This window comes from Bradyrhizobium sp. NAS96.2 (assembly GCF_001908235.1).
GTDB lineage: Bacteria > Pseudomonadota > Alphaproteobacteria > Rhizobiales > Xanthobacteraceae > Bradyrhizobium.
Genome location: NZ_LGHK01000194.1, coordinates 1 through 18,455, shown reverse-complemented (window position 1 = coordinate 18,455; position 18,455 = coordinate 1). Strand labels below are relative to the sequence as shown.

General features: G+C 61.2%; 15 protein-coding genes. 10 read left to right on the top strand and 5 right to left on the bottom strand.

The features are described from left to right. Nucleotides 1–71: 71 nt before the first annotated feature. From AC628_RS33240 to AC628_RS33230, 3 genes are all read right to left on the bottom strand, one after another. Nucleotides 72–863, bottom strand: a complete 792-nt coding sequence (locus AC628_RS33240; protein ID WP_210190295.1) for an ABC transporter substrate-binding protein — start codon at nt 861–863, stop codon at nt 72–74. A gap of 268 nt (nt 864–1,131) precedes the next feature. Continuing rightward, nucleotides 1,132–2,352: an ABC transporter substrate-binding protein gene (locus tag AC628_RS33235; protein ID WP_074130995.1), complete on the bottom strand. Its 1,221-nt coding sequence runs from the start codon at nt 2,350–2,352 to the stop codon at nt 1,132–1,134. Between the two features lie 511 nt (nt 2,353–2,863). Next, on the bottom strand, nt 2,864–4,498 hold the full coding sequence (locus AC628_RS33230) for a winged helix-turn-helix domain-containing protein (protein WP_245321456.1): 1,635 nt from the start codon (nt 4,496–4,498) through the stop codon (nt 2,864–2,866). A gap of 96 nt (nt 4,499–4,594) precedes the next feature. On the opposite strand from AC628_RS33230, the gene AC628_RS33225 reads away from it, so the two are divergent. After that, complete coding sequence (locus AC628_RS33225) at nt 4,595–5,908, top strand: MFS transporter (protein WP_074130953.1); 1,314 nt, start codon at nt 4,595–4,597, stop codon at nt 5,906–5,908. Between the two features lie 274 nt (nt 5,909–6,182). Further along, entirely contained in the window at nt 6,183–6,485 is a 303-nt protein-coding gene (locus AC628_RS33220) for a barstar family protein (RefSeq protein ID WP_074130993.1), read from the top strand. 246 nt (nt 6,486–6,731) lie between these two features. On the opposite strand, the gene AC628_RS33215 is transcribed toward AC628_RS33220, so the two are convergent. Further along, entirely contained in the window at nt 6,732–8,342 is a 1,611-nt protein-coding gene (locus AC628_RS33215) for an ABC transporter substrate-binding protein (protein ID WP_074130952.1), read from the bottom strand. Nucleotides 8,343–8,695: 353 nt separating this feature from the next. Between AC628_RS33215 and AC628_RS33210 the strand changes: the two genes are divergently transcribed. The 6 genes from AC628_RS33210 (at nt 8,696) to drt3b (ending at nt 15,643) form a co-directional block, all read left to right on the top strand. After that, the gene (locus tag AC628_RS33210; RefSeq protein ID WP_074130992.1) at nt 8,696–9,556 is read left to right on the top strand and encodes an FAD binding domain-containing protein; all 861 of its coding nucleotides are present in this window, start codon (nt 8,696–8,698) and stop codon (nt 9,554–9,556) included. A gap of 4 nt (nt 9,557–9,560) precedes the next feature. Further along, nucleotides 9,561–10,043, top strand: coding sequence for a (2Fe-2S)-binding protein (locus AC628_RS33205; protein WP_074130951.1), 483 nt, complete (start codon nt 9,561–9,563; stop codon nt 10,041–10,043). Next, the gene (locus AC628_RS46035) at nt 10,040–10,666 is read left to right on the top strand and encodes a xanthine dehydrogenase family protein molybdopterin-binding subunit (protein WP_349510142.1); all 627 of its coding nucleotides are present in this window, start codon (nt 10,040–10,042) and stop codon (nt 10,664–10,666) included. Before AC628_RS33205 ends, AC628_RS46035 begins: the two co-directional genes overlap by 4 nt. Then, the gene (locus tag AC628_RS33200; RefSeq protein ID WP_349510143.1) at nt 10,555–12,297 is read left to right on the top strand and encodes a xanthine dehydrogenase family protein molybdopterin-binding subunit; all 1,743 of its coding nucleotides are present in this window, start codon (nt 10,555–10,557) and stop codon (nt 12,295–12,297) included. Before AC628_RS46035 ends, AC628_RS33200 begins: the two co-directional genes overlap by 112 nt. 216 nt (nt 12,298–12,513) lie before the next feature. Continuing rightward, nucleotides 12,514–13,746, top strand: coding sequence for an antiviral reverse transcriptase Drt3a (gene drt3a / locus AC628_RS33195; RefSeq protein ID WP_168193505.1), 1,233 nt, complete (start codon nt 12,514–12,516; stop codon nt 13,744–13,746). Then, nucleotides 13,706–15,643 (top strand): antiviral reverse transcriptase Drt3b, encoded by a 1,938-nt coding sequence (gene drt3b, locus AC628_RS33190; protein ID WP_083633235.1) that lies wholly within the window; start codon nt 13,706–13,708, stop codon nt 15,641–15,643. The genes drt3a and drt3b overlap by 41 nt, the downstream gene beginning before the upstream one ends. A 240-nt stretch (nt 15,644–15,883) precedes the next feature. On the opposite strand, the gene AC628_RS33185 is transcribed toward drt3b, so the two are convergent. Continuing rightward, nucleotides 15,884–16,828 carry an ornithine cyclodeaminase family protein gene (locus AC628_RS33185; RefSeq protein ID WP_074130948.1) on the bottom strand — a complete coding sequence of 315 codons (945 nt, stop codon included), beginning with the start codon at nt 16,826–16,828 and terminating at the stop codon, nt 15,884–15,886. 157 nt (nt 16,829–16,985) lie between these two features. Here AC628_RS33185 and AC628_RS33180 point away from each other — a divergent pair, with 157 nt between their 5' ends. Both AC628_RS33180 and AC628_RS33175 read left to right on the top strand, forming a co-directional pair. Then, entirely contained in the window at nt 16,986–17,726 is a 741-nt protein-coding gene (locus AC628_RS33180; protein ID WP_083633234.1) for a bestrophin-like domain, read from the top strand. Between the two features lie 164 nt (nt 17,727–17,890). Continuing rightward, nucleotides 17,891–18,277, top strand: coding sequence for a COG4315 family predicted lipoprotein (locus AC628_RS33175; RefSeq protein ID WP_074130947.1), 387 nt, complete (start codon nt 17,891–17,893; stop codon nt 18,275–18,277). The last annotated feature ends 178 nt before the right edge of the window (nt 18,278–18,455 follow it).

Sequence of the window (18,455 nt, the reverse complement as noted above, 5' to 3'; positions counted from 1 at the left end):
CGAAATCCGGGATTCTCGAAGCCTGCGCGGCTGGTCCCGGATTGCGCTTCGCTCCATCCGGGCTACGCAGTTTACCGCGTCACCCGCTGCAGCTCCTCTGTCAACCGATCCAACGCCTCCGCCAGCATGACGCCGCCGCACACCGTGAGCCGCTCCGGCAGCACGATGCGCTTGTTCTCCGGATAGAACCGCTCCAGCGCCGGATGCAGCAGGAAAGCGCGGCCTTCATCCTCGGCGCGATCGCCGGCCTCCGACACCAGGATGAAATCCGGCCGCAGCTTGACGATCGCCTCCAGCGAGGCAAATCCGCTCGCTCCGAGATCGAGTTCGTCGGCGGCATTGGAGAGGCCCGTCGCCGTCAGTAGCGAGTTGATGAGGCTGCCGTCGCCCGAGACGAACCCGCGGCGCTCCAACGGCAGCACGCGATAGTGGCGCGCGCTCGCCACCGCCCGGGCTCGCGCGATGGCCGCGTCGAGCCGCGCGATCTCGGCGTCTGCGCGATCGGGATGCTGCACCACATCACCCATCGCCCGGATCTGATCCCTCACCTCGTCCAGCGTGCGCGGCACCGTGAATTCGACGAGATGCAGTCCGTGCGCCTTGAGCAAGTCGCGCGTCGCGCGCTTGTCGAACAGGCTGACGACGACGATATCGGGCTTCAGCAGCAGCACGTCCTCGGCCCCACCGGACAGGCGCGGAAAGTTTCGCGCCTCCTCGGCGGCCCAGGATTGCCAAGCATCGCGGGAAAAGCGGCTGAGGCCGAGGATCTGGTCCGGATCGGCGAGCGACAGCACGAGCTGGTCGCTGCAGACATTCATCGAGACGATGCGCGGCCCGGCGGCGGAGGCGATGCTGGCAGACATCGCCCAAGTCAGAAGCGAGAAGATCAGAGCGCAGCGCAACGAAGCTCGATGCCCGCGGCGCCGGAACTGCGCCCCCTCTCCCGCTTGCGGGGGGGAGGGCTGGGGTGGGGGCTCTCTCCGCGAATCGCATTGTGGAGAGAGCCCCCACCCGCATCGCATCTCCGATGCGCTGCGACCTTCCCCGCAAGCGGGAGAGGTGAAGGGAGCGGCGCAGAAAATCGCGCCGCCGATTCTGTTCGGTCTTGTCGACGTTCCCTGCGTAGCAGGGTCAATCCTTGACCATCGGTCCGAATGGCTCCCAGCGCTCGCCGGTGAAGCGCATCATCCGGAACTGCTTGACCACGCGATAATCGCTCTGGCTGGTGTTGATGGAGAGGCCCGGCAGCAGCAGATCGAGCTTCACGTTCTTCAGATTGGCCGCCTGGCGCATGATGTTGTCGCGCGAGACATCGTCGCCGCATTGCTTCAGCACCTGCACCAAGAGCTCGGCGGCGCTGTAGCCGTAGGTCGTGAAGATGCTCTTTCGATCGCCCTCCGGATAGTACGAGGCCATGAAGGCCGTCCATGCCTTCATGCCCGCATCGTCCGCCCAGGTTGGGTCGGCGGCCTCCTTGAACGAACTCGCCGAGATCAGCCCCTTGGCGTTCTCAAGTCCGGCGGGCGTCAGCACCGCGTCGATCGAGGATGAGCCGACGCCGAGCAGATGAACAGGCTTCCAGCCGAGCTCCGCGGCCTTGCGGATAGCCTGGGCGGCGAACTTCGGAGCGGCCATGTCGATCAGCACATTGACGCCGGCGGCCTTGAGCCGCACCACCTGCGAGTCGATGGTCGGATCCGTCATTTCATAGGGCGCAACGGATGCGACCATCAGCGCGGCCTTGGCGCCGAGCCCATCCTTCAAGCCGGCGAGATAGTCCTTGCCGCTCTCGTCATTCTGATAGAGCAGGCCGATCCTGGCGTCCGGATAATTGTCGAGGATGAAGCGCATGTAGACGCGAATCTCGGTCCGCAGGTTCGGCGCGAATCCCATGGTCCATGGAAACTCAGCGGGATCCTCGAAGCGCGTCGAGCGACCGCCGACGAACAGCTGTGGGACGTGGTGGTCGTTGAGATATTTCTGAACGGCGATGTTGGAGGCGTTACCGGGTGTCTGGAACGTGAACAGCACCTCGTCGCCTTCGACAAGCTTGCGGATCTGCTCGACCGTCTTGGATGGCGTCGCCGCATCGTCATAGGAGATCAGCTTGATCTTGCGCCCGTTGATTCCGCCGCGCTCGTTGATCATCCGGAAATAGGCGGCCTGGAGCTTGCCGATCACCGAGACGGATGACGCCGGGCCGCTATAGGGCATGGTCTGCCCGATCCTGATCTCGGTGTCGCTGGCGCCGGGATCGTATTTGCGGCCTTCCGCGAGCGCGGCGGCCGCGGCGAACAGGCTGACGCCGGTGATCGCCGCCCAGACCGTCAGCCTGCACCAGTCTCTATGCATCGCGTTGCCCAATGGTAGCCGGTCGCAGCGCAAGCATCCCCTCGTGGTAGAATCCACGTGCCTCCATGGCAGTTCTCGCTACTCGATGTGATGGCTTTGGGCGCGGCGACAGCATAGCACCGGCGGCGCCGGCGGGCCTTCACCGATCCACTGAATACGATGCGTCCTGTGCCCGCTTGCCCTGAGGTGGATTGCCGGAGACCGTCGGGAAGGGTGCCCGCATTCACAGGCAAAACACCCGCGCGAAATGGCTCTGGTCCTTGAAGCCATGATCGGTCGCGATCGCGTGGGCGGATCGGTGACCCCCGATGCCGCAAAAATCGCGCCTGATGGGCGATCGCAAGATTGCATCTGAAGGCGTCGTGATCGGCGGACGCTGGTGGCATCCGAGATCGGGCGCGTGTTCACGCAACGGCGTCTGCTTGGCTTTCGAGAGGCGACATCGAAGCCGGTCTGAATGAATGTCGGCTATGGGGCCATAAGGAGGCATTCGCAAACCGGCGTCTTCAGCCTATTGCAGTCCCGCCTTGCGAAGACCGTCGAGGAATTTCGCCATTGGACCGGGCGTATAAGGGACATTACGCTCGATCCAGGCAATCGAATTTTCTGGATGCAGTTCCTGAAGCCGCGCCAGGGCCGCGCGAGCTTCGTCCATCCGGCCCGCCAGCGCCAAGCTCGCCACGTAAATGCGATGTCCGTTGGTCAACTCGAATCGCTGTTGAATGGCCTTGCGTCCGAAGCCGACGGCTACCGCGTAGCGACCCGCCTGGTAATGAGCGGCAGCGAGCGCCGCATTGAGCAGTGCGTTCTGCGGGTCATGGGGGCTCATGCGGATGGCCTGTTCGATGTGGTCTATGGCTTGGTCGGATCGGGCGTCGAAGGCAAGCGCGCAGCCCAGAAAGCCATGCGCGGCGGCAAAGTTCGGATTGAGATCAAGCGCGCGCGCAAATTCCTCGGCCGCCTCGTCGGTATGCCGCCGGGTAAAGGCCACGAATCCCAGCGCAAGGTGCGCCCACGGATCGCTATCGTCGAGCTCCACCGCGCGGGCAGCGAGGCCGGCAGCTTGCGTAACCTCCGGCTCCATGATGTGCCATCCGCCTTGGCGTGAGACCAGCAGCACGAATGCCAACATGCTGTGGCCCGGCGCGTAGGAGGGATGTCGCTGCACCAATTGTTTGAGGACCGCAATCGCGGCTTGGCTCTCGTCCTTGGTCAATCGCCAAAACAAGGAGTTGGCTCGAATCAACATCTCCCATGCGCCGAGGTCATCGGGCGAACGGTGTTGCAACCGAATGCCTTCGGCCTCCAGCAGCCTGGGTTCGATTGCGGCGACGACCTTCTTGGTGATCTCGTCCTGGAGCGCAAAGATGTCGGTCAGTTCGCTATCATAGTGCTCGGCCCAGACGTGCTTGCCGGTTTCGGCGTCGATCAACTGCGCGGTAATACGAACGCGACTGGTGCTTTTGCGGACGCTCCCCTCCAACACATATCGCACTCCGAGTTCGCGCCCTATTTGGCGTATATCGACGGCCCTATCCTTGTAGACGAACGACGAATTGCGTGCGATCACGAAAAACCAGCGCAGCTTGGACAGGCCTGTGATGATGTCCTCGGAGGTGCCGTCAGCGAAATAGTCTTGCTGCGGATCGCCGCTCATGTTGGAGAACCGAAGAACGGCGATCGAGGGCCGGTCAGGCAATGGCAATATGGATTTTGCTCGTTCAGCCGCGCTGGGTGCCGACCACACTTCGCCGTTTTGTTCCTCGCGCACGGGACCAACAAAGCGGATGCCTTTACGTAGGATGGTGCGGATGAGCCGTTGATCCTGGCCATTGTCGCCTATTGCAGTGCGCGCTGCATTGATCCGGCTCGCCAGTGTTGATTCTGAAACGATGCGACCGCTCCAGACGGAGGCCAATAGTTCGTCTCGGCTCACCATGTGGCCACGGTTCCGAATCAAGAACTCCAGCAAGTCGAAAACCTGGGGTTCGATGGGCTGCAGCTCACCCTTGCGACGCAACTCGCGTCGGTCAGTGTCGACCGATATATTATCGAATAAAAACAACAAGTTAAAGACCTTGGCGGATGACGATGTCTCAGCTGGCGGCCGTTTGATGATAGCAAAATCAAGCTGGCGTGAATGCAAATCGATACCGCCTGAAGGTGGCCTCAAAGCGCGGCGCGGTGGTTTCTGGCAGTTGATGGATTGCCGTCCATACCAAATGCACCAGGAGGGTACGCCATGAGCATCGTGGAACCGGCTTCATTTACGGAAGGCGCCGCGGCGAGCACGACTGAGATCAAACGCGTCGTTCTTTCGAGCGTCATTGGCACGGCAGTCGAGTGGTATGACTTCTTGATCTACGGCACAGCAACTGCGCTCGTTTTCAACAAGCTCTTCTTTCCGCTGTCCGATCCAGGACTCAGCACACTCGCCGCGTTCGGCACATACGCTGTCGGCTTTCTTGCTCGCCCGCTGGGTGCTGCGATCTTCGGGCACTATGGGGATCGGATCGGCAGGAAGACCATGCTCGCGACGACTATCGTCATCATGGGGCTCGGTACCTTTCTGATCGGCCTCCTTCCCACATATGACCAGATTGGAATCGCGGCGCCCGTGCTGCTTGTCGTCCTCCGTTTGCTCCAGGGCATCGGCCTTGGCGGCGAATGGGGCGGAGCGGTGCTTATGGTTGTCGAGAGTGCGTCAACCAGAAATCGTGGGGTTCTCGGATCGATGGTCCAGATTGGTTGGCCGATCGGGAATCTGGCCGCAATAGGTATTTTTGCGGCGCTTTCGCAGGTTCCCGAGTCGGCTTTTCTCGCCTGGGCCTGGCGCATTCCGTTCCTGATCAGCATCGTTCTTGTGGGGATTGGCCTTTACATCCGCCTGCAGCTCCACGAGACGCCGGTTTTCCGCGAGATCGTAGCCAAGAACGAGGTGGTCAAGATACCCTTGGCCGAAATTCTCGCGTGTCATCGTCGCTCGTTCTTCACCGCAATCGGGCTGAAGCTCTCCGAGGTGACCTATGCGATCGTCGCCGGAGTTTTTTCCATCAGCTATGTTACCAATAATCTCGCTCTGCCGCGGAGTGTGATCATCAATGCGATCTTTCTGGCTGCCGTCGTGGCGCTTCCGATGATCCCAGTTTTCGGTTGGCTCTCCGACAGGATCGGCCGCAAGGGGATGTTCTATGCGAGCTGCTTGTTCAGCATCGCATTCGCCTTCCCGATGTTCTGGCTGCTCGACACCAAGGATCCGTTCACGATCACATTGACAATCGTCGTCGCGATCACGTTCGGGCAAATGATTGGTTTCGCGGTCGGCCCCTCATGGTATTCTGAACTGTTCGCAGCGCGGCTCCGTTACAGCGGTGCCTCGCTTGGCTTCCAGATCGGCGCGGCAATTGGGGGCCTCACCCCCTTTGCCGCGACGGCCTTCATGGTCTGGACCGGCGGCGCGACGTGGCTCATCTCGGCCTACTTGATGGTGGTCGCGGCCATAACATGGCTTGCTGCTGCGGTCGCTCCGGAAACAGCCAGGAAGCCGCTGAATTGACGAGGACCAAAAGTGACATTGTCTTAAACCAAAAACGGGGTCGGCCATCCGACCCCGTGAAGCAGAAGCCCAACAACGAGTTATGGGACAACTCGTCCGCCTTGGGTCAAGGCGGACATGAACGGCAGATAGCCACAATGTCCGCAACGGGGCCATAAGGCGACGTGGGTCAATGCCGCCCGGAAGGTGCGTTCTGGACCAAGAGGCGACGTCCGCTGCTTGGCGTGCTATGCAAGAGGCCGTCGACGAGGCCGCTTAGTGTGATCAAATGCAGATGATCGAGCTGGACGCCAGTGAATGGAATACGTCTGATGATTTCGTCAGCGCGCTCAAAATCGCAATTGGGGCGCCGGATTGGCACGGCTCGAGCGTCAATGCATTTGTGGATTCGATGGGGACGGGCGGTATCAATGCTGTCGAGCCTCCTTACGTCGTCAGAGTTGTGAATGCCCACCATCTTGGGCAGGACGTGACCGAGCTGATCGCGGCGATTTCGTCTGCGGTTGAGAAAAGGCGACTGTATGAGGCCGCTCGCACTGGCGAGGATGTTATGGTCAGCCTTGAGATGACAAGTTAGGACAGAATCCTGAACAAGCCGATGTCGCGCGAGGGCGCTGGTGCGATCGTCGGCGGGCGGAAGCGTGATTTCGGAATATTGGAAATATGCTCCTGAGTTGCCCGACGTGTCAAGTTGCCTGGTCGAACGCCGGTGGCCAACGGCTCCTTTGCATGGGGTTGTTTTCGATATTTTGCTGCGCCCGGCTGCGTGTGCTTCGGCTGGCCCAAAGTTGATCGGCGGCGCGCGTCGATCGCGCCGCCGGCTTCATTCGGTCTTGTCGACGTTCCAGAACACCGGCGGCGCCGGGCCTTCGAGCACGCCGGTCAGCGATTTGCGCCAGGCGCTCGGCAAGCGGAACTGGCCGAGCGGGATGTAGATCACCTGCTCGTAGGCTTCCTTCTGGATCTCCACCGCGAACCTCTTCTGCTCCTCCGGCGAGGCGGCGCGCGCGTAGGCGTCGCGCATCTGCTCGAGCTTGGCGTCTTCGGGCCAGCCGAACCAGGCTTTCTTGCCGTTCGCGGCGATCTGGTTGTTGACGATCGGGTTCATCACCTCGGTGGCGCCGGTGAAGGTGAAGAACAGGTTCCAGCCGCCTTCCTTCGGCGGCTTCTGGCTGGCGCGGCGGCTCACCACGGTCTGCCAGTCCGTCACCTGCGCGTCGACATTGAAGCCGGCCGCGCGCAGCAGCTGCGCTGCGACTGTCGGCGGCCCCTTCAGCGTCTGCACGTCGCCGGGGATCATGATCACGACGGGCGTGCCGTCATAGCCCGAGGCGGCGAGCGCCTTCTTGGCCTCGGCCATGCCGTTGCCCTTGATCAGCGTCTCCGCGCCGGCGTCGCTGGCGAGCGGCGTGCCACAGGCGAAATAGGAGCCGCAGATCTCGTAGAATTTCGCGTTGCCGACCGTGGCGTCGAGCACGTCCTTCTGGTTCATCGCCAGGAACGCCGCGCGGCGGATCTTGGGGTTGTCGAACGGCGGATGCAGGAAATTCATCCGGCCCTCGATCTGGAAGCCGAACTTGTTCAGCACGGCCACGGTGAGATCGGGATTGGTCTCGAGCACCTGCAGCAGGTCGACCGACGGCTGTTCCAGGAAATCGATCTCGCCGGATTGCAGCGCGTTGATCGCGGTCTGCGCGTCCGGCATCGTGATCCATTCGACGCGATCGACCTTCGCGACCTTGCCGCCCGACAGCCAATCCGGCTTCTCCTTGCGCGGCACATAGTCGGCGTTGCGTTCATAGACTGCCTTCACGCCCGGCTGGAATTCGGCGACCACGAACTTGAACGGTCCGCAGCCGACCTGCTCGGCGATCTGCTTGCCGGGCGGCGTTTCCGCGAGCCGCTTCGGCATCATGAACGCGACATAGGAGGAGGGTTTTGCCAGCGACTCCAGCACCAGGCCATACGGCTCCTTGAGCTTGAGCACGATGGCCTTCGGCCCGTTCGCCTCGAGCGAGGCCGTGAACTCGGCCAGCTTCTGCGCCATGCCGTCGACGGCGGTCCAGCGCTTCAGCGAGGCGATGCAGTCCTCGGCCGTGACCGGCGCGCCGTCATGCCATTTCAACCCGTCGCGCAGCGTGAAGGTGTAGGTCAGTTTGTCGTCGGAGATGGTCCAGTCCGCCATCTGCGGCCGGACCTTGAAGCTGGAATCGATGCCGAGCAGCGTGTCGTAGACCATGTAGCCATGGTCGCGGGTGATGTAGGCGGTGGTGAAACCGGGGTCGATGATGCGCAGGTCCGAATGCATCACGGCGGTGATGGTCTTGCCCTTGGTTGCGGCGACGGCGCGCGATGACAGGATGGCCGGGGCCGCAATCGCCGGCGGCACGCTGGCCGCGAGCTTGAGGAGTGTCCTGCGCGAAACATCCGCCATTCAGCATCTCCCGATTTGTCGTTGCGCCGGCATGCTTACCGCAGCGACCGGCATGCTTCACGAATTCGTTGTTGAAAGCAAGCAAGGGCCGCGCCACCGGACTGGCGCCCGGATTCCTGGATCGGTCAGGTGAACGTTCGATGATCGCGGCCGCGGCGCGTTGCGCCGGCACCGCACAAGTCCGCATCCTGCATAGGAGCCTGCGCTTCCTGCCGCACCTCGCAGGCTGTTCGGACCCTGATCCGCCGTGTAGGCTTGTGGTTCTGCCGGCCAGCAATAAGGCCATATCCCCCAAGGGAACAAGCAGCGCGAACGAGCAGCCGAGGGAGACCAGAAGAACCGTCATGACCGATATCCGATACGTAGCACCGCGCACGCTTGATGAAGCGATTGGCGCATTTGCTGCCGCCGGGAGTGCCGCCCGCATTATGGCTGGGGGTACCGACTTATTGGTGCAAATGCGCTCCGGCCTGGTGCGGCCAGGATTGATCGTCGACATCAAGAAGATCGGCGAGATGACCGAGATCACCGAGACCGCCGACGGCGGTTTCCGCGTCGGCGCCGCCGTCTCCGGCATGGAGCTCGCCGAGCACCCGCGCTTCGGCAAGGTGTGGCCCGGCGTGCTCGAGGCCGTGAACCTGATCGGCTCCAAGCAGGTGCAGGGCCGGGCCTCCGCCGGTGGCAATCTCTGCAATGGGTCGCCGGCCGGCGACAGCGTGCCGGCAATGATCGCGGCAGGTGCCGTCGTCACCGTGCAGGGCCCGAACGGCCGCCGCGAGATGAAAGTTGAGGACGTGCCGGCTGGACCGGGACGGACCAACCTCAAGCCGGGCGAGATCCTGGTCAGTTTTGCACTCCCGCCGCGGCCGAAGGGGTCGGGCGACGCTTATCTGCGGATGATTCCGCGCACCGAGATGGACATCGCGGTGGTTGGGATCGGCGTCAGCCTGACGTTAAAGGACGGCGTCTGCACCGCGGCCCGTGTCGGCCTTGGTGCAGTGGCGCCGACCGCGCTCTTGGTCGCGCAGGCAGCGCAAGCGCTTGTCGGTTCGAAGCTCGACGATGCGGCGCTCGAAGCAGCTAGCGCGGCATGCCGTGCCGCCTGCCGTCCGATCGACGACAAGCGCGGCACCATCGCCTACCGGACAAAAACCGCCGGCGTGCTGCTCAAGCGCACCGCCGCGATCGCTGCCCAGCGCGCGGGAGGACATTAGCATCATGCCAAAACTACACGTCACCACGTCGGTCAACGGCGAGCCGGTCGAATTCCTGTGCGAGCCCTATGAGACCATGCTCGACGCGTTGCGCGGGCAATTGGGGCTCACCGGCTCCAAGGAAGGCTGCTCCTCGGGCGATTGCGGCGCCTGTTCGATCACGCTCGACGGCCGGCTGGTCTGCTCCTGCCTGATGCTCGCGGCCGAAGCCGAGGGGCATGAGATCCGGACCATCGAGGGCATGGCCAAGGGCGAGAAGCTGCATCCGCTGCAGCAGAAGTTCCTCGAGCACGCCGCACTCCAGTGCGGCATCTGCACCTCGGGCATGCTGGTCGCCTCCGAGGCGCTACTCGCCAAAAATTCCAATCCGACCGAAGAGGAAGTCCGCTTCTGGCTCGCCGGCAATCTCTGCCGGTGCACCGGTTACGACAAGATCGTCCGCGCGGTGATGGAGACCGCCGCTGAAATGCGGGAGACTGCACGATGAACGTCGTCAACAACAAATGGATCGGCCAGCGCACCATCCGGCCCGATGGCGTCGACAAGGTGACGGGGCGCGCGGCGTTCGCCGCCGACACCACGATGCCCGGCATGATCTGGGGCAAGGTGCTGCGCAGCCCACATCCGCACGCCCGCATCAAGTCGATCAACACCGCGAAGGCCGAGGCGCTGCCCGGCGTGAAAGCGGTGGTCACCTCGCGCGACATCGTCGACTTCACGATCGAGAAGGGCGCCGTGATGCTCGGCATCCAGGACATGCGCTGGATGTGCCGCAACGTGATGGCGCGCGACAAGGCGCTGTTCCCCGGCCACCCCGTCGCCGCTGTCGCCGCGACATCAGAGGCGATCGCCGCGGAAGCCTGCAAGCTGATCGAGGTCGACTACGAGGTGCTGCCCTGGGCGATCGAGATCGACGACGCGCTCAAGGATGGCGCGCCGATCCTGCACGAGTTCAACAAATTTGACGGCAAGCCCTCGAACATCATGGGCCGCATCGAATCCAAGAAGGGCGACATCGCACAGGGATTCAAGGACGCCGAGATCGTGATCGAGCGCTCCTTCACCACCCGCCCGGTGCACCAGGCTATATCGAGCCGCATGCCTGCCTGATCTCGGTCGCCGCCGACGGCAAGACCACGATCTGGTCGTCGAGCCAGGGCCAGTTCATGGTGCGCGCGATGACGTCGATGCTGACGGGCATCCCGCAGAGCGACATCCGCGCCATCCCCGCCGAGATCGGCGGCGGCTTCGGCGGGAAGACCATCGTCTATCTCGAGCCGCTCGCGACCTTGCTTGCCAAGAAGTCCGGCCGTCCGGTGAAGATGGTGATGACGCGCGAGGAGGTGATGCGCGCCACCGGGCCGACCTCGGGCTCCAAGAGCACGGTGAAGATCGGCGCCAGGAAGGACGGCACCATCGTCGCCGCCCATGGCAGCTTCTACCTGCAGGCCGGCGCCTTCCCGGGCTCGCCGATCCGCGGCGCGGTCGGTTGCAGCTTCGCGCCCTACGACATTCCGCATGTGCTGTCGGAGGGATTCGACGTCTGCTCCAACCGCTCCAAGGTCGCGGCCTATCGCGCGCCCGGCGCGCCGATCGGCGCCTATGCGGTGGAATGCGTGCTCGACGAGCTCGCCGAGGCGCTCAAGATGGATCCGCTGGCGCTGCGGCTGAAGAACGCGGCGAAGGAAGGCACCAAGGCCGCACACGGCCCGGTGTTCCCGCGCATAGGCTATATCGAGACGCTGGAAGCCGCGAAGAACCATCCGCATTATGCCGCGCCGCTCGGCAAATTGCAGGGCAGGGGTGTCGCTAGCGGCTTCTGGTTCAATGCCGGCGGTGAATCCTCCGCGCAGGTCAATATCACCGAGGACGGCAACGTCGTGGTCACGACAGGGCATCCCGATATCGGCGGCTCGCGCGCCGGCATCGCCAACATCTGCGCCGAGCTGCTCGGCATCGACTACAGGCGCGTCTCCGTCATCATCGGCGATACGCAGACGGTCGGCTTCTCCAACCTCACCGGCGGCAGCCGCGTGCTGTTCGCCTCCTCGATGGTGGTAACGCAGGCGGCCGACAAGGTGATCACGACGCTGCGCGAGCGCGCGGCGAAGCTCTGGGAGATCGATCCTGAAGCCGTGAAGTGGGAGAACGGGGCGGCGCATCCCGTCAGTCCAAATGCCGGCCAGTTCGAGCCGTTGACGCTCGCGGACCTTGCCGAGAAGGCGCCGTCGCAAGGCGGTCCGATCGGCGCCAGCGTGCAGCTCAACACGCAAGGCGCGGAAGGCGGCTTCGGCACGCACATCTGCGACGTCGAGGTCGATGTCGATCTCGGCATCGTCAGGGTGATCCGCTACACCGCCGTGCAGGATGTCGGCCGCGCCGTGCATCCGAGCTACGTCGAGGGCCAGCTGCAGGGCGGTGTCGCGCAGGGCATCGGCTGGGCGCTGAACGAGGAGTACATCTACAACAAGGATGGCAAGGTCGATAATCCCGGCTTCCTCGATTATCGCATGCCGGTTTGCTCCGACCTTCCGATGCTCGATTGCGCGCTGGTCGAGGTGCCGAACCCGAAGCATCCGCAGGGCGTCAAGGGCGTCGGCGAGGTGCCGCTGGTGCCGGTCATGGCCGCCGTCGCCAATGCCGTGCACAACGCGCTCGGCAAGCGCTTCTACAGCCTGCCGATGTCGCCGCCGAAGGTGTCGGCGGCGCTGGACGCGCCGACGCAGCAGGCCGCGGAGTAAGGAGCGTAGGGCGCGATAGCTACGAGCCTAATCTGTCCATCTGTTGGGTTATGTAACTGGGAGGCGTTCGAAGATCGTTTTCTCCCCATGCATTTGATGCGTGTAGATCAAAAGACGTACACGCAGACCTTGCGCGTCGTCGGGATCATCGGCTAAGTTTCTCACCATACAGGAGTTTAGCTGAGCGGTTCGGGCTGCGGGTGGGCGGGGAATACGTTGCTGTTGGAGATAGATAGAGGTCTGCTGCACGACGCGATTAAGGCTCAAGATTTGTCAAACGCCGATTGCAAGTCACTCGGCTACGATCGCGATAAATTAGCTGATGCTGCACTGCGCGTTGTCCAGGAGGGCTTCGATGATCTAGTCCTTGGCAAGACCGAGATCAGGGGCAGCACTGCATTCACAATCCGTTCGACACCTCATTTGGTCGTCCTTCGGTGTCTAAACCAAACGATAAGACAGGCAGTCGGAATACAACCTTCCGACCGCGATACCATTATTCGCCGGTTGACGACAATTCTCACTGAGGGCGTGCCACATAGGTTGTACAAGTTTGATATCAAAAAGTTCTTCGACAGTGTTGGCGTCATAGACCTGTTCGCGGACCTGGCAAACGAGCCGCGCATTCCTCGCAAGGCCATTTGGGTCCTTAATAACTACGTCTACATGCTGAAGCAGCGCGGCATCGAGGGGCTCCCTAGAGGTATTCAGCTTAGCGCGACGATGGCTGAATATGCGATGAGGCGGTTTGATCGCTTCGTCTCTCGATTGCCAGAAGTCTACTACTATGCCCGTTATGTCGATGACATCGTGGTAGTTACTGGGGCGCGAGAGCAGCAAGTTCAATTTAAGCGGCAACTTGCGAGGATGCTGCCAAGAGGTTTGCGATTTAACGGTGTCAAGACCAGGCACATCGATATTCCAGTGCAGCATAAGTCCGATGGGTCGGCGATTGTCGGTGACGTCGATTACCTCGGCTACAACTTTTCAATTCACGAAACGAAACGAGTGGATCAGCGATACTGTCGCGAGATAGATGTGACCCTTGCTCCCAAAAAGGTTCGAAGGCTTAAGTCTCGCATTTGTCGGGCTGTGGCCGGCTATATTGTCGATGGTAACGAATGGCGCCTTGAACGTCGATTGCAGCTACTTACCGGAAATTACAATCTGCGCGATATGTCGACGGGCAAGCTTCGGAATGTGGGATTGTATTGCAATTATCGAAGGGCAAATTCGCGCAAAGCTTTGGTGGAACTCGACACCTTCATGCGGGCCATCTTTGTCGGCAATAAGATCCCGCTATCACGTCGTCTGTCCACAAAAATGGACGATAAAGCTCGTCGTTCGTTTTTGAGATTTAGCTTTTCAGCCGGCTTTCGCGACCAGATTTTTTATAATTTCCCGCCGGATGAACTGGCAGAACTGGCGTTGTGTTGGCGCGATGCATAAGTGGAACTTGAGAAGGGGAAACATTGATCGCGGCAACGCCAGTAGGGCGTTGCTTACGGATACGTCGCCCGATGACGTTCCAATCATTTTCTCGAATGACGGGTTTCACGCGAACCTGCAGCGTGAGCCAACGACGGAGGGCTTGCGAAGGATTATTGACGCAGTCGCCGTCAATTGCCGGGAACGGTATACGGTTCCATATCGATATCGGATAAGGCTAACTAACACCTCAAGTCGCCAGATCAGTCTAGCTCATCCAGCAGCTCAACATCGCGCCTGCCACTTCTATCAAGCCTACGGCCATCTGATCCCGTATTTTTGTCGTCATGACGACGTTTCCATGCGGCGCCCAACCAAAATAGGAAGTGCTTACTTCTACGCCGGCCGACTAGCTGAACGAAAAAAGTACAAAGGAGCGGCAATTGACTTGCTGCTGGATGATCAAGTAGTCCGCAATCCCGGCTCGTTCTTTGCGTATGAAAAATACGATCGGTTCTATAAGTTCTTCAATTCAACCGAATTCGTCGAGCTTGAGAAGACCTTCTCGGTCATGAGGCTGTCTGATATATCGAAGTGTTTCAGCTCGATCTATAGTCATACTATGGCATGGGCGATCAAGGACGTTCAGCACGGGAAGGAAAACACCTCCGCGGTTTCGTTTGCGAATGATTTTGACGCGTTGATGCAATTTTCGAACTACAACGAGACCAACGGAATCCCGGTGGGCGCTGAAATATCTCGCTTGTTCGCTGAAATCATCTTGCAATCTGTGGACGTCGATCTTCTGCGAAGGGCTAATCAATATGGTTTGGCGCAGGGGCGAGACTTTGAGATTCGACGATACATTGACGATTATGCAATTTTTGCCAACAAGGTCGAAGTGCTGGATAGCTTGCAGCGAGGGCTATCCGAGGCGCTGCAAGTCTTCAATCTTCATCTGAACGACTCGAAGACCTCAACAGTTTGCAGGCCTCTCCAAACAAGGCGGTCGCAGATCATAGCGGATGCTACGGTTGGTCTTAATCGCTTTCGCGACCAAGTGAGCAAGCTTGATCCTGTGGTGCAGGCAACGATGCCGGGGAAGGTTCGCAAGCCGGAGAGTTTGACGCGAACATTTGTCAACGACATGAAAGTTGCGTGCGTCAATGCGAGCGCTGGATACGAAGATGTATCCGCGTACATCATAGGATCTATTAGTGCGACAATCGAGAATCTGGTGGGGAGTTACAAGGTCGCTAGGCGCTCGAAAGACTTCAGTTCTGAGGCGTACGTGGGCGCATTTGAAGCGCTTCTGCGGTCGCTGTATTACTTCTTTACGGTGCATGCCACGGTCTCTTCTTCCTATCAGGTAGCGAAAGCGACAATCATATCTATTCGTTTCTTTAGGGATCGTTTGACGGAATTTTCCGACGTCATCCATGAAGTCGTGCGACAGCTCATTCAATCGCTGATTCAGAATCCTGCGCTACAGAATTTGGCAATGAGTGCTTACGTGCCGATTGAGTTGCTGAATGTAATCCTCGCATCGAGCGAGTTGCCGATTCAGTACCGGATCAACATTTTCGACATTCACAGGCGCATTCTCGAGGATGACCAGGTCGACTACTTCTCGATCGTAACGCTGCTATTCTACTACAACGATAGCGATGTCGCTGTCCGGGATGAGATCGAGGAAAAGCTCCTCGAAGAGTTTCTCCCTAAGGTTCGACCAACACAAAATTCGCATGATGCCCATTTCATGCTTGATCTTATCGCTTGTCCTTATCTCACGCGAGATTTCCGGAAATCTGACAGCCTTATTCAATGGGCTGGGGATATCTGTTGGTGGCTACTTCTCATTCGCCGTAGTTGCAGAGATCGAAGGGAATCCATGGTTTGTGAATTGGAAGCAAATTGATCTGCTGAATCATCTACGAAAGAAGGAATTGAGGCCGGTGTACTAGCTGTGGTATTTGTTTGATTGGAGGGGCCACCCAAGATAGCTACTTGTTCTGGGGCAACCCAAACAACTACGTGGAAGCGACGAAGTCGTTCGTAATTAGCCGGCTGCATAGTTTCACACGGGCGGGCGCTGCTCGCACACACTTGATGCGTGAGAGTGGCTCCTCTACTTGTTCCTCGCTCGGCTAAAAGTGTTTCATCTGAGCGTGGTCCCCAGCTGCGCAAACACCGTCTCACAGGTCATCAAATCGAGATGGCCGCCGCCGGCGTTCTTGAAGAAGGTGATGTCATCGGCCGACAGCCGGCCTTTGACCGCACCACCGGCGAGGTCGTAGTGGTCGCCGAGCACGTCGCTCTCCTTGATCGCGCCGCTGGCGATTGGTTGCAGGATGTCGCCGACGCCGTCGAAGGCGGATTCCCTTCGATCGACGAAGATGCGCGAGCGCCGCGCCGCCTCGTCGTCGGACTCGCGGGTGTCGGGGGTGAAGCCGCCGACCAGATCGAGATGGGTGCCGGGCTTCAGGTTCGCGCCCTTGACCAGCGGCTCGCGCGAGCGGGTGCAGGTGGTGATGATGTCGGCCTCGCTGGTCGCGGCGTCGAGATCGGTCACCGCCTCGGCGGCGATGCCGTCGGCCTCCAGCAGCGTGGCGAGCTCCTGCGCGCGCTCGACGGTCCGGTTCCAGACCCGCACCCGCTTCAACGACGGCCGCACCGTGCGGTGGCCGCGCGCCAGCCAGCGCGCCATCTCGCCTGCGCCGACCACCAGCAGCGTCTCGGCATCCGGCCGGGCGAGGTGCTTGGCGCCGAGTGCTGAGTCTGCGGCGGTCTTCCAATGGGTGATCTCGGCGGCGTCCATCACCGCGAGCGGCCGGCCGTCATTGCCGTCGAACAGCACGCAGACCGCCTGCACGGCCGGCAGCTTGCCGTGCGCGAGGTTGCCCGGGAAGCTGGTGTAGAGCTTGGTCATCATGAACCGGCCGGCATCGACCGCGCTGCGGGTCACCAGCTGCTGGCCCTTGTCGTCGCCGAGATAGCCGTCATGGACCGCGATCTTGGGCCGGCGGTGCGCCGCCTCGATCGCCTCGATCAGGATCGGAAAGCTCAGGACGCGGTTGACCTCGCTGTCGTCGACAATATGCACGTGGTTCTCTCCTCAGGCAGCCTTGCGCGCCTCCCGGAGCGCGCCAAAGCGGCTCCGGACTGGATAGCGCGTGGGGAAGGCCAGTCAACCGGACATGCGCCGCACCGCGCCCCTTGCTATCCTGCGCACCTGATTCTCTCGCAGGTCTCCGCAAGCCGTGGTTGCAGTCGTCGTCGCCATCCTGATCTTCATGCTGCTCGGCGGCGCCGCGCTTGGGACCATGGCGATCCATGGCCGGCTCGGGGATCATCACCGCAGCGACGAGACCAATACCTCGGTACGCCTGGTCGCGACGCTGTTCTTCACCATGCCGTCGCTGCTGCTCGGCCTGATGATGAACAACTCGGCCAACACCTATGTGGCGGTCGACCGCAATTTGCATGTCTTCGCCACCGACCTCATCCTGCTCGACCGCAGCTTGCGGCCGCTCGGTCCCAGCGCCGACGAGCCGCGCCGGCGGCTGCTCGCCTATGTCGAGCAGGTGCTCAAGGATGTGCCGATCTCGCGGGCGAACGAGGTGTCCGAACATCTGCTCGACGAGGTCGGCACCAGTCTCCGCGAGCTGCGGTTCGATGACGAGCAGAAGGTCGCGCTGTGGAACGATGCAAGGTCGCTCTATCGGCAGGCGGTGCAGCAGCGCTGGACCTTTGTCGAGCAGTCCGACGGTTCGTTCCCGTCACCGCTGATCTGCATTCTGGTGGGATGGCTGACGCTGATGTTCGCGACGCTGGGCTTTCGAGCGCCGCGCAACGCGGTCGTGATCTCGACCTATGTCGCCGCGGCGGCGCTGGTCTCGGCCGCGATCTATTTGATCCTCGAAATGAGCACGCCGTTCTCCGGCCCGATCCAGATTTCCGACCGCCCGCTGGTGCGCGCGGCGGAGGAGATCAGGCGGTAGCTCATTCGGATCGGGCTACGCGGCGGTATCGGCACGCGCTCTCGGCTTTATTCCCCTCACATCAGTCGCTCGGCCGGAAATTGTTTCCGCACCGCCGGTGGAATAGTGCAGGCCTTCGCGCGTCCTTACGCATGCAAGTCGTTTGCATTCGAAAGGGAGACATCATGAAGACAACGCTCGCACTCACGCTCGCCACTGCCGCTACTTTCGCCCTCGCGTCTGCCGCCTTTGCCGCGCCGCCGACCAAGACCGGAACAACGGCGAAGGGTTCCGTCCTGACGGATACCAAGGGCATGACGCTCTACACCTTCGACAAGGACACCGACGGCAAGTCGGCCTGCAACGGCCCCTGCGCGACCAACTGGCCGGTGCTGAAGGCGGATGCCGGCGACAAGGCTGAAGGCGGCTACACCATCATCTCGCGTGACGACGGCTCGAAGCAATGGGCCTACAAGGGCAAGCCGCTCTATACTTTCGCCAAGGACCAGAAGGCCGGCGACATCACCGGCGACGGCTTTCTCAACGGCGCCTGGCACCTGGCGCAGCCCTGAGGTGTTTGCGAGGAGCAGAGCAGGGCGGGTTAGCGCAAGCGTAACCCGCCATCTCTCCGCGCACGAGGTTTTCGGCGGGTTATGCTAGAGCAGATTCCGATCACGCTGAACCATATCCCGCGGCCTGGAAGTAGTTTGAGCATTCTTGCGGTGTGAAGGTGTGGAAGGCGTCTGCGAT

Coding starts and splice junctions, on each gene's coding strand:
- AC628_RS33235 (WP_074130995.1), bottom strand. CDS start 2,352: ATGCATAGAGACTGGTGCAGGCTGACGGTCTGGGCGGCGATCACCGGC.
- AC628_RS33175 (WP_074130947.1), top strand. CDS start 17,891: ATGAAGACAACGCTCGCACTCACGCTCGCCACTGCCGCTACTTTCGCC.
- AC628_RS46035 (WP_349510142.1), top strand. CDS start 10,040: ATGAACGTCGTCAACAACAAATGGATCGGCCAGCGCACCATCCGGCCC.
- AC628_RS33220 (WP_074130993.1), top strand. CDS start 6,183: ATGATCGAGCTGGACGCCAGTGAATGGAATACGTCTGATGATTTCGTC.
- AC628_RS33205 (WP_074130951.1), top strand. CDS start 9,561: ATGCCAAAACTACACGTCACCACGTCGGTCAACGGCGAGCCGGTCGAA.
- drt3b (WP_083633235.1), top strand. CDS start 13,706: ATGAACTGGCAGAACTGGCGTTGTGTTGGCGCGATGCATAAGTGGAAC.
- AC628_RS33240 (WP_210190295.1), bottom strand. CDS start 863: ATGTCTGCCAGCATCGCCTCCGCCGCCGGGCCGCGCATCGTCTCGATG.
- AC628_RS33215 (WP_074130952.1), bottom strand. CDS start 8,342: ATGGCGGATGTTTCGCGCAGGACACTCCTCAAGCTCGCGGCCAGCGTG.
- AC628_RS33225 (WP_074130953.1), top strand. CDS start 4,595: ATGAGCATCGTGGAACCGGCTTCATTTACGGAAGGCGCCGCGGCGAGC.